This is a genomic window from Methanosarcina barkeri MS, from assembly GCF_000970025.1.
GTDB classification, from domain to species: Archaea; Halobacteriota; Methanosarcinia; order Methanosarcinales; family Methanosarcinaceae; genus Methanosarcina; species Methanosarcina barkeri.
The window spans coordinates 4,389,405-4,401,343 of sequence record NZ_CP009528.1; the positions used below are offsets into that span (position 1 = coordinate 4,389,405).

At 38.5% G+C, this 11,939-nt stretch carries 8 protein-coding genes; 2 read left to right on the plus strand and 6 right to left on the minus strand.

What is annotated here, in order from left to right:
- Nucleotides 1–290: 290 nt before the first annotated feature.
- Nucleotides 291–1,349 carry an NAD-dependent epimerase/dehydratase family protein gene (locus MSBRM_RS18025; RefSeq protein WP_230668976.1) on the plus strand — a complete coding sequence of 353 codons (1,059 nt, stop codon included), beginning with the start codon at nt 291–293 and terminating at the stop codon, nt 1,347–1,349.
- 318 nt (nt 1,350–1,667) lie between these two features.
- Here MSBRM_RS18025 and MSBRM_RS18030 read toward each other — a convergent pair whose 3' ends face one another.
- Complete coding sequence (locus MSBRM_RS18030) at nt 1,668–2,564, minus strand: DUF1616 domain-containing protein (protein ID WP_048122461.1); 897 nt, start codon at nt 2,562–2,564, stop codon at nt 1,668–1,670.
- Between the two features lie 1,007 nt (nt 2,565–3,571).
- On the opposite strand from MSBRM_RS18030, the gene MSBRM_RS18035 reads away from it, so the two are divergent.
- The gene (locus MSBRM_RS18035; protein WP_048122463.1) at nt 3,572–4,537 is read left to right on the plus strand and encodes a glycosyltransferase family 2 protein; all 966 of its coding nucleotides are present in this window, start codon (nt 3,572–3,574) and stop codon (nt 4,535–4,537) included.
- A 208-nt stretch (nt 4,538–4,745) separates the two neighbouring features.
- Here the strand turns inward: MSBRM_RS18035 and MSBRM_RS18040 are convergent, their stop codons facing one another.
- The 5 genes from MSBRM_RS18040 to MSBRM_RS18060 all read right to left on the minus strand — a co-directional run bounded on the left by MSBRM_RS18040 (nt 4,746) and on the right by MSBRM_RS18060 (nt 11,893).
- Entirely contained in the window at nt 4,746–6,236 is a 1,491-nt protein-coding gene (locus tag MSBRM_RS18040; protein ID WP_048122465.1) for a lipopolysaccharide biosynthesis protein, read from the minus strand.
- 963 nt (nt 6,237–7,199) lie between these two features.
- The gene (locus tag MSBRM_RS18045) at nt 7,200–8,246 is read right to left on the minus strand and encodes a polysaccharide deacetylase family protein (protein WP_048122466.1); all 1,047 of its coding nucleotides are present in this window, start codon (nt 8,244–8,246) and stop codon (nt 7,200–7,202) included.
- 57 nt (nt 8,247–8,303) lie between these two features.
- Nucleotides 8,304–9,731 carry a nucleotide sugar dehydrogenase gene (locus MSBRM_RS18050; protein ID WP_048122467.1) on the minus strand — a complete coding sequence of 476 codons (1,428 nt, stop codon included), beginning with the start codon at nt 9,729–9,731 and terminating at the stop codon, nt 8,304–8,306.
- Between the two features lie 95 nt (nt 9,732–9,826).
- Nucleotides 9,827–10,765 (minus strand): UDP-N-acetylglucosamine 3-dehydrogenase, encoded by a 939-nt coding sequence (locus tag MSBRM_RS18055; protein WP_080941608.1) that lies wholly within the window; start codon nt 10,763–10,765, stop codon nt 9,827–9,829.
- A 45-nt stretch (nt 10,766–10,810) separates the two neighbouring features.
- The gene (locus tag MSBRM_RS18060; protein WP_048122468.1) at nt 10,811–11,893 is read right to left on the minus strand and encodes a DegT/DnrJ/EryC1/StrS family aminotransferase; all 1,083 of its coding nucleotides are present in this window, start codon (nt 11,891–11,893) and stop codon (nt 10,811–10,813) included.
- Nucleotides 11,894–11,939: the final 46 nt, after the last annotated feature.

The window sequence follows — 11,939 nt, forward strand, 5'->3', positions numbered from 1 at the left end:
TTATACTGTGTTCTTTTAGAATTTATATCTATGCAAGCTTTCCACCCGATTACTCAGTGAATTTTAATTATAAGTTACTGTTATTATTTCAGATGATCCTTTCAGGTAGTTTGTAGGAAAACAAGGGAAAACATGCCTTTCCGTTGGAATTTAATTTTTGCTGGTATTGTTCTCTATATATGAAATCTAGTTTTGAGGATAATTGTACTTCTTTCTCAGGCTCAATTTTCTGAAAAATACTTCAGTTCCCAAATTTTTTAGGCTCCCCCTTATTAATAAGGTCTCTTTGTATGAAAAATTTTATCTCTTTTGAAGGATGTTTTTCTTCTTTTGAAGGAGACCTTTTCCAGCCTATGCTATTTTTGCACACTTCAGGAATGTTTCAACTTTATCTTATAAACCTCTGGGCGCGCACAGAAAATTTTATGTTGTATTTTTCCCTTTCTGCAAGCATGAAAGTGCTGGTTACTGGAGGAGCAGGTTTCATAGGCTCCCACATAGCTGAATATTTTGCAGAAGCAGGACACACTGTCAGGATTTTGGATAATCTTGCCACGGGTTTTCTCAGAAATATTCCACAGAATAAAAACATTGAGTTTATTAAGGGAGATATCTGTGACTTACCCTCAGTCGAAAAAGCGGTTTCGGGCATGGATTATGTCTTTCACGAAGCTGCCCTTGTATCCGTACCTTTAAGCTGTGAAAAACCTTCTGAAGCTTTCCAGACTAACACGCTTGGAACCCTTAATGTACTGCAAGCCTGCGTTAAAGCCGAAGTCGACAAATTTGTGACAGCGTCTTCAGCTGCGATCTATGGAAATAACCCGATTTTTCCAAAAAGAGAGGAGATGTATCCTGAACCGACTTCTCCTTATGCCATTTCTAAACTTGATGTAGAATATCTGGCAAGGATGTTTTATGAGGACCATGGACTTCGTACCACTTGCCTGCGTTATTTCAATGTCTTCGGCCCTCGCCAGGACCCAAAATCCCCATATGCAGCCGTTATTCCGATTTTTCTTGAGAGAGCGAGACTGGGAAAGGACCTTGTTATTTATGGAGATGGACTTCAGAGTCGAGATTTTGTTCATGTTAAAGATGTAGTCAGGGCAAACGCCTCAGCTCTTGAGCATGGAGATGGTCAGGTTTTTAACGTGGCTATGGGAAAAAGCGTGACAGTTCTGGAACTTGCCGAAAATATTATTAAGTTAACTGGCTCTTCTAGCAGGATTGTACATGCCGCTTCAAGGGCAGGTGATGTTCGGGACTCAAAAGCCGATGTCTCAAAAATCTCAGACTGGTGGGAAGGAGAGATCGAGCTACAGGAGGGATTAAAAACCCTGATTTAATAGATTGTAAGAGCGGTCTACTTTTTAAGATAAAAACGAAAGTTACGATCAGTTAAACAACAGCTTTCTCATTGACTCAAGGCATTTTCTTGCCCCGAGTAAAGATCCAAGCTGAGTTTTTCAGCATACCATATATGATTTCTATATAATTGAAGCTAAATCTTCTTGAAAAAGGTTCAATCTGGATGACTGAATTATAATATCAAATTCTTTAACTGGAGAGCTCTTAAACTGCAGGGATGCAGCTTAAAGACTGTACTATAATCTACTAGCCTGGTAATTTAAGAGCTTTCTTAAACTGTCTTTCCTGCCTGATATTTAAGTTTTCAGTTGTTTTGGTGCACTCACATTTACCCATAGATGAAGGTCTCTATAAGGTACACTTTTCTCAGTGTCATTAAAGAGCAGGAACTGAAGCTTCAGATTCTTTCCCTCAACAGGAGGCATAATAGTAACGGGTTCTTCCCAGGTCTCATTATGGGCAAGATTGATATGCTTCACATTTTCCGGAAGGAACAGTGATTTATTATCAAGTGTTACTTCCATTGTGTAATTTACAGGCCTGTATTCATGGTTTACAACTCCAACTATTACGGTTCCACTTTGCCCGAGCGTGTAATTTGTAGTATAATTATCTGCTTTTCCTTCAGGTCCAAGAAGATAGAACTCTGTGAAATGTTCTCCTTCTTTTGGGCTCACAACCACATAAGCTAGGGTTACTATGGACAGGAGAATGGAAATTATCAGAAAACCCGTGAGAGCTCTATCTAGCCTTGACTCTGAGGTTTCCATGATCTCGGATTTGAGCGAAAGTGCTGCTGCTTTGAAAGAGATATTAAAAGCCTCACTTTCTGGGAGACTTGCTCGTCTAAGGTATGCAAGCCCACACATAATAAAGGTAAAAGCGGACAGACTTATGAGAATTGGTAGAGTCCTGATTCCCCATGGAGTATAATTAAGACCAAGGCCTATTAATGGCACAACTGCAATACTCAGTCCGAATGAAAGAGCGACCCGTTCGATCCCATCAAGATCAGATCTTGCAGGAAAAAGAGCTGCAATCAGAGCATACCCTGGCAGAAATAGCACAAGAGGCAATCCAAGTATATTCCGGAACATTGTTTCATTTATTCCAGGAGTGAGCACGAAGATATCTGTTAGGAGCACGAGCCCCATAATAATAAACAGATCTGAGGAAATTTTTTTTACAGTCATGCAGATCATCCAGCTTATAATAAAAAATTACACTATTTTCAGTTCAATTAAGGCGAGTAAATATTTTTCTAATCCATTTTATTCTTTCGATCTAATTTTCCAAGATTTAAAATATTCAGATTTAAAATACTCAGATTTTTTCTCCGATTTTTGTGCCCATCTTTTCCGATCCATGCGCATTCTCTGTCATTGTACTACAAAGTGCTTTCGTCTTTATTTGCATCTTCTCTTTTATTTCTTTTCCTAAACTTTTTTTCTCAACCTCTCTGGCGGATACTTTTCTAATAGGGCAACTTAATTATTTTACATAGAATTAGAACTTACGCAGTTGACCTGAAAAATCAACAGCATCAGATATTTAACTGTCTAAACCATGAATTTAATCCACAGTCTTTGCCATAATTAATTTTGTTCCTCAACTGTGTAAGTCCTAATAGAATATTTTTGATGCTGCTTCACTTTTTAATGGCTTTCTTTTCCTCCAGCGAAAAAAACTCTGTAATTTATTTTATCTTTTATGATGTTCTTTATTTCTTATTTCTCAATATTAAAAATTGCGGCCAGTGGTGAGCAGGAATAATATAGTTTTGAAACTTGAAATATTTATAAATAAATTTTCAAGAAGATCAATAAGTTTGCGGGACTGAAATCTTAAAGGTCTGAGCTTCCTTACTATTGATTCTCAAGCTTATTTTTTCATATATTTATCTATATTTTTAGACATTATCAGTTAATCTCGATTTTCAATAGTCGATATTTCAATTGTCCAATTTTATATCTGTACTGACATAGGGTCGCAGAATACTGATACCCATTACTTATTATTTTTTTAAAGTAGATCTGTCAATAAATTTATATATGTATTTTTGCAGATTTCAATTTAAAAAACTAATCTTGTTATAATGTTTAAAAGATCTAATCTCTTCCCAGATTTAACAACTTATAGAATCTTTATAAATAAATTTATTCTAGATGTATATATAGCTATACAAAGGGGGTTATCAAGAATGAGTGATCAGCTACTTATAGAAAGTGGCATAGGGCATATAATAAATAAAAAAAATAAATGTACTGTAAGCAGAGCCTCTAAAAATGTCACAGTTGTCCTTTCTGCCTATAATGAAGAAACGTCTATAGGAAGCATTATACTTCTCACCCGGCTCTATGCTGATAAGGTGATTGTGGTAGATGATGCCAGTTCAGATCAAACAGCAGAGATAGCAAAAAAAGCTGGGGCTGAAGTAGTTATAAACAGGACCAATAGGGGCAAAGGTGCGTCTTTAGAAACAGGATTTAAAGCTGCAGTCCATCTCGGCGCTGATATAATTGTGACAATGGACTCAAGAGGTCGCCATAACCCTGAAAACATTCCCAGGCTCATTGACCCTATAATAACAGGAGGTGCAGATGTGGTCAATGGTACTCAAGATTTAAACAGTGTGAGCAGAAACACTCCTGTTTACCGCCGCGTTGGGCAAACGATTCTGGGCAGATTCGCCAATAAAAAATCTGACAAAACTAGAGGTTCTCAGATTACTTTTCGCGCCTTTACAGCCCCTAAAAAAGATATCATCCACTTCGACATCCAGGACCTGTCAATAGAAAGCGAGACGCTTGCAGATGCGAGCAAATCTGACCTTCGCATAAAAGAAGTCGAAGTAGATTCCCATTATAACTTTGAAGACCCGGTACAAACTCCAGTCAAGTATGTTCGTGGAATCCTGAGAACTGTAACCAGGGATATAGAGGCCAATAAGCCACTATACTTCTATGCAGTGCCAGGTTTTGCCCTTGCAACATGCGGTTTTTGCATGGGGTTGAAATTTCTTGAAGCCTCTGCCTTTGGAATAGAAAGTCTTCATTTCCGGTATGTACTTGTAATGATTTTTCTATCTATTTCCGGAGTATATATGACAGTGAAAGGAATCGTAAGGCATTCCCTAGTAGAAGTGGCCCAAACTGAGGCTACATAATACGTATACACAATTACTCAAGATCATACTATGGGAAAATCATCAAATAGAACATGTTAAAATGAAAAATAAAATACGTAAGACGCTTTAACGGTGCGAGAAATAAACAGGTCAGTTCTCTTTTAGTCCGCTTGAACAAGCTTTCTCGGGGTTTTCTTAGTTGGAGCCTGACTTTAAGTTTTCAGATATTATTGTTTGAAAGAATTCCTCAATTTTTGAATTCTCCAATTATCCTTTTCATCTGTGCATCGCTTTTCAAGATATACAGATAGTAAAAACAGACAATTACACCGGAAAAGATAACAAGCAATATCTGGTTTATTTCTATAATTTTAAGGGCAATAATGATAGTTCCTGCAGGAATGAAGAGAAGAAAATTAGAAAATACTATTTTCAGGACGCTCGAAGTCTTTACTCCGGCATAGGACATCATCTTTAGGCAAAGGTAACCGTATACCGCAATACCTGACAGTGAAAAAAGAATAAGTGCCATACGTGCATTTCCTAGCAAGCCTCCAATTGTAAGTGAGAGGAAGCGTGTTATCAGGTTGAAAAAATTATAATGAAAACCGAAGTGATATTTTTCGACTACTACGTATATAGCAGTTAATGGAGAGGAGATAAACCATACAAAAGCCCACAGACTAAGAATCTGGGCGTAGATACCTGCTTCTGCCCAGGCTTTTCCGAAAATAATAGTAAAGACGTCCCCGCCGACAATTGTCAGGATAAGTATCGGGAACATACCTATAACCACAAGCATTCTGAACACATTCTCAACAAGAGAAGGAAGAGTGCCCTCGGTGAATGCTCTTGAGGCTCTCTGGAAGAATACCTGTGAAATCGAACCTCCAATGAAACTCATTGGCAGCTGCAGAAGGCGAAAGCCTAGTGAATAAAAACCTACAACTGCAGGTGTGAAGAAAGCCGAAAGAAGAAAAGCAGGAAGCTGCCAAGAGACTGAGTTCATGAGGGCACCCCATGTATCTACAAACGAAAACTTGCGGTACTTCTTAAACCCTTCATAGATTTTTTTCCAGCTCAGGTTTTTAACAATTAATTTTCTATCATCTCTCCATATCTGTCCTCCAAGCACAAATGTTGCAATAGACTGACCAGTAAGGCTTCCAACTATTAACCCTCCTGCAATCTTTTCTGTAAACCCCAGACTTATCTGTGTAGCGGTACTCGAAAACGAACTGAAAACTCTTGAAAGTGAAAGCCTTTTAAAAAGTTTTGTTCTTGTATTCCAGCTATTCAGTGCAAGAAATAACCCGTTTACAAAAATAAAAGGAGGTACAAGCCAGAGATAGTCTCCTATCTGCTGAGAATTTAGAATATTAACTATTGGCTCTTTAAAGTACCATATGGCTGGAAAGGTTAAACCGGTCACTAACAGCACTGCTAGAAAACTCAGCCCCAACAGGTTTACAGCCTCTTCACTCGATTCAGGTAGCATTATGGAATATTCGTATCTCATGCAGGCAATAACGCTGATAATGCTGGTGATCGAAAGGTACAGAGCCCAAACTCCAAAATCATCAGGCCCATAGAGGCGAGTCAATACAGGAGCAGCTAAAATTGTAAGGATTTGAGCAAAGGTTGTTCCGCCTGCAAGTGTGAGCACATCAGTAACGAAACTTTCCTTCTTACTTTTATCAGACCGTTTCTCTGCTGCATCTGCTGTTATTTCATCCATTTCCGGTACCTTAAAAGAAGTTTCCGTTATAACTGAACTCAATTTAGTCCTGTATTTTCAAGCTGTTTTTCCCTTTGAAAAGGAAATTATAGGGTATGATATTCTCAAGCTGATGCTGAATATTATACTTTTTTCCCTCTAAGCCCCCTTATAAATAAACACCTTGAAATAAATCTGTCGGTTTCTTTAGTCTACATAACCGTTAACAATTGGAATCATATAATTTCTCCTGACTCTTCCTTTTCTCCTCCGTTGTCCTTAAAACTACTCTATCATATTTTCTATTTATGAGTTCTAATGGGATTCAAGTCATAATGAAAATTTTTAACGCGACTTAAATATAAATTTTTGAAGGAAGTGGGTTTCAAAAAAGATAGTAACCACTTTATCTATATTAAATTCATTCAAAATTGAAAAAAGTTATTAATCATACCTGTCTTCGGCGTCGATTAATATTATTTTGATTTGTTAAGATAATTAGTGCGAATTTGATAATGTTAATTTGAGGGTATGAATTTGATAATGTTAATTTGAGGGTATGAATTTGAGGGTATGAATTTGAGGGTATGAATTTGAGGGTATGAATTTGATAGTGTGAATTTGATAGTGTGAATTTGATAGTGTGAATTTGATAGTGTGAATTTGATAGTGTGAATTTGATAATGTTAATTTGAGGGTATGAATTTGAGGGTATGAATTTGAGGGTATGAATTTGAGGGTATGAATTTGATAGTGTGAATTTGATAGTGTGAATTTGATAGTGTGAATTTGATAGTGTGAATTTGATAGTGTGAATTTGATAGTGTAAATTTGTTTAGTGTTAACTTGATCAGTGTTAGCTGGAGTTCTGTCAATTTATTTATTGTTAATTTTGATTAGTGTTATCTTACTTATGTAGAGAAATTAATATATCTTAGCGCCTCTGTGATTCTCAACTGATTCCGATCCCGTACCTGGGTTTTTTCAATATCGTGGTTCAATATTGGTAGACCACCAGTTATATATTTCTTCCCCACTTGCAAGCCAGGCTTTTTTGCCGGAAACATATTTGAGGAATTTTTCGTAGTATTTAAGGCCTTCTCCATCAATGGATGTATTGTTGTGCCATAGAATCGTGATTACACCATTATACTGTTCAACTTTATCAACAAGACTCTTTGTGAGCTCCCAGGCCTTTTTAACGTCAAGTCGCATGTAACTTCTTAATAACGTCCGGTCCATAACTATGAGAGGCAGCTCAATGATATCTATTTGTTTTCCAGTGTTTATATTATATGGCCTGAAAGGATGGCACATGCCATTTCTAAAGCCTGCACAATCCGAATACCCAAATGTTGTGTCATACTTAAAGTTTGCTTTGCTTAACAATTCCCACGTATCCGGTACTTTAAACCTTAAATAATGATTTCTGTACCCTATAATTTCCTTACCTAATACTTTTTCAATTCTCTGCTTTTTTTCCTTTATATCTTCCAAACTGCTGTAAGACTCATGCCCTCCATGCAACCCTACTTCCCAACCACGAGTGGATATAAACTTCAATTCGGCTTCGAGATCCTCAATTTCGTAATTGAAGTCTTTCTCTCCAGGCCTCAAGGCCAGAAAATAAAAGCTGGATTTTGCATTATATTTTGCCTCCAGCTCTATTATTTCTCTAAAGTTCCAGTAAGGGTTAAACTTTTTGCAAATTCTACAAAAAGGTGTCTTGATAGCATCTGTTAAATTTCCTTTAGCAAAGGCTTTAGCAGTTCCAATGATCATGTAGATCTTTTCCGGATATATCACATCAATATCATGAGTAAGGCAGACTGCAAATTTTTTTCCGTCTGGATACTCAGGGTGTAACCCGTTTTCTACCAGAAACCTAGAAACACTGGGATCAAAAATATTCCTCTGGCTGCTTAAATAGTACGGAAACCTATCGTACTGGTCAGAAAAGGTCAAATTGTATTCTTCTTTTTTGCTAAATAGATCCCAGAGTTCCTCATTTTGTTTCAGTTTCTCGATCATCTTTCACCCTTTTTCCAGATTTTAAAGCCCGAACTATTTTTTTAAATAAATTTTAGTTTACATTAATAAATGTTCGTTTTTATCGCCTCTTCCTATTCCCTTATAGACAAATCCCTTACCAATAAATTCATCCGGTTCAATTACATTTCTTCCATCTACAATAACTGGTTTTTCTTTGCCTGTAATTTTCTTTACCCAATCAGCCTTTATATCAGAGTATGCACTATGCCCTGCAAAAATAACTACAGCATCCGCGTCTTTGATAACATTTTCAAGATTATCTGAAATCTCAATTCCTGGATAGTTCACAACATAAGGGTCATGCACAGTAACTGTCGCACCTGCTTTCAGGCAGAGATCCCTGTAAGGTTCTGAAGGTGTGTTCCTCGCATCATCCGAGTCCCGGATAAAAGCCCAGCCGAGCATTGCAATCTTTGAGCCTTTCATCTCCTTTCCAATCCTTTTAAGGGCTACAACAGTCAAGTTGTACATATGAACAGGCATGAAATCGTTGACTTTTCTTGCCAGCACATAGATTGAGTCTGCGCCTTCCGGATAGTCAAGCTGCCCACTACCTATCTTAACTCCTCTTTCCAAGTGGTATGTATCTTTGGTAAGGCAGTGACCTCCAACGCCTGCTCCTGGCCAGAGTATAGCTCTTGTAATACCTTCTCCTTTTAGACTGTCTACTCCAGTCCTTACATCGTACACGTTTATGCCCATGGCTTCACAGTAAAGGGCAAGCTGGTTAATTGCTGCAATCTGTAGGTCGCGGAAAGTATTTTCTGCAGTTTTCGTTACCTCAGCTGCAGTTGCACTCATAGGAATTACTTTCCCCACAGTCAATACAGGAGAATAGAGCTCGATAGCCCGCCTGGTACTTGCTTCATTTATGCCGCCCACGATTCTATCATGTTCTCTAATATTCTTTAAAAGTCTGCCTACCATTACTCTTTCAGGAGCATGGGCAAGGGCAAAGTCTTCTCCGGCTTTCAGGCCTGATTCTTCCTCAAGAATCTGTTTTGCCATACCTTCGGTTGTGCCAGGAGTAATTGTGGACTCAAGAACTACGAGCATTCCTGGTTTCAGGTATTTTCCTACATTTCTTATACCTTCAATGAGTGCGGAAAAGTCAGGTTCCAAATCTTTAGGATTTGCAAAAGGAGTTTGGATTGCAAGCGTGACAGCATCAAGTTCTGATATCCTTGAGAACTCGGGAGTACACTCAAACTTGCCAGCTTTTACAACTTTATTAATAAGGTCTTCTAGACCGGGCTCTTCTCCTTTAAGAGGGCTTTCTCCACGGTTGAGCATACCAATCTTGTAACTTGAACTTTTTGAATTGCGCTGGAAGCCAAGGACTTTATTGAAACATGGAGCATCTGCGAAAAGAACCGCTGAAGGAATACCTACATAGCCCATTCCAATTACTCCAATTTTTTTGATCGGACCTCTTTCCTTGAAAAGTTTTTCTAATTTACTCATGTTTATCACTTACTAAATTGTTTTTTCAAATCTTCCCAAACCATTTTCATTTTCAAAAGTTTTCGAGACTTTACTTTTTCAGAGTTTTTTCCGACTTATTGTCCTACTTCAATTAATCTTTCTTCCTGATAGGATTTTATAGCTGCCATTGCTACTTCAAGGGCGTGTTTTCCGTCTTCTCCGCAGGGACTAGGTTTTGTACCCTTTTTAGCACACTCTATAAAATAGGTGAGTTCATTTTTCAGGGGTTCGCTATGTTCTACTTTGGCTTTTCTTATCCATTCGTTATCATGGAGCTGTACTGTCTGATTAATATAGTCCAAATAAGCAACTCCCTTAACTCCTATCGCTGTTAACTGCCTTATCTTGTGCGGAGTCAGCCAGTTTGTTTCCACAACTCCTGCAAAATTATGGTCCATACGCAGGATAATTGAGGCGTGATCTTCAAATGAGTGAATATCGGCACCTGCAATTGCATAAACACTATTTATTTTCTTGCCGTAAAGATATGAGATCACATCTATATCATGGACGCCAATATCCAGGATTACTCCCACATCTCTTATTCTTGGGTTATAGGGCCCCACTCGTTTGGTTGAAATTGAGACTATCTTTCCCAAAATGCCTGAATCTATAATCTCTTTGAGTTTTATAACTGCTGGATTAAAGCGCTCAATGTGCCCAACCATAAGGATTTTTCCCGCTTTATTTGCAGCTGCTATCATCAGGTCCGCGTTTTCAGTCGTATCTGCAATCGGCTTTTCTACAAGGACATGTACGCCTGCCTCAAGAGCATCAAGTACTACCTGCTTATGCAATTTGGTGGGCACAACCACACTTACTGCATCAAGCCCTTCGGCTAACATTTTCTTATAATCTGTAAAGGCTTTTGTCTTGAATTGCGTAGCCATTGCTTCAACACGCTTCTGGTCTACATCCGAGATTCCGGCAAGCTCCACGTCATTCATTTCACTGTAAATCCTTACGTGGTTCTGCCCCATAGCACCTGTACCTATTACTCCTACTTTAATCAAAAGTCTCACTTCCTGGTTTTGAGAATGCAGTGACTGGAAAACTAATCAATCCTTTGCATAAAATTCTTTGGTCGCTTCAATTATTTCCTGCAAATCGGTTCTGGATAATGCAGGATGTACAGGGAAAGAAATAACTTCTTCTGCTGCCTTTTCCGAGACAGGCAGGGAATCTTTGTATCCAAGTTCTCTATAGACAGGTTGCTTGTGAATAGTTATCGGATAATAGATTCCCGTTCCGATTTCCTTCTCTTTCAGGAAAGCTGCCAGTTGATCTCTCTTTTGTGCTCTAACTGTATACTGGTGGAACACATGGGTGTCGTCGGCTCTTATCACTGGAGGTGCAATTTCTGATATGCTTTTTAACCCTGCTGAGAGAATCTCTGCATTTTTTTGCCTGGTTGCAGTAAATCCATCCAGCTTTCCAAGCTGTACAAGTCCGATTGCAGCTGCAATATCAGTCATGCGCAGGTTGAAACCCAGCATTTCATGCAGATATCGGACTTTTGAGCCATGAGCCCGAATCATTTTTGCTTTCTCTGCAATTTCCTTATCGTTTGTAGTGAGCATTCCACCTTCGCTTGTTGTCATATTTTTAGTAGGGTAAAAGCTGAATGCTCCTGTTCCGAAGCTGCCTACCTTTTTTCCAAGGCATTCTGCGCCATGAGACTGGCAGGCATCCTCAATTACAATAAGCTTATTATCTTCTGCAATTTCCATTATGGCTTTCATGTCTGCAGGGTGCCCATATAGGTGGACAGGCAAAATAGCTCTGGTTTTTGGAGTGATTTTCTCCTGAACTTTTTCAGGATCTATATTATATGTATCTGATTCGATATCTGCAAAAACAGGTTTTGCCCCGGTATAAAGGACGCTGTTTGCCGTTGCAATAAAACTGAAGGGACTTGTAATCACTTCATCTCCTTTTCCTATGCCATGGGCAAGAAGCGAAACGTGCAAAGCCGCAGTGCCAGAGCTCACAGCAACTCCATACTCACAACCAGTGTATTCAGAAAAAGCAAATTCAAATTCTTCGACTTTCGGGCCCTGTGCAATCATTCCTGACCTAAGGACCTCTGTTACTGCATCAATCTCTTCCTTACCCATCAGGGGCTTGGCAATTGGAATCATTTTGGAACCTCTTTTAATAATCTTGATAAAACTAATCTTACTTAAT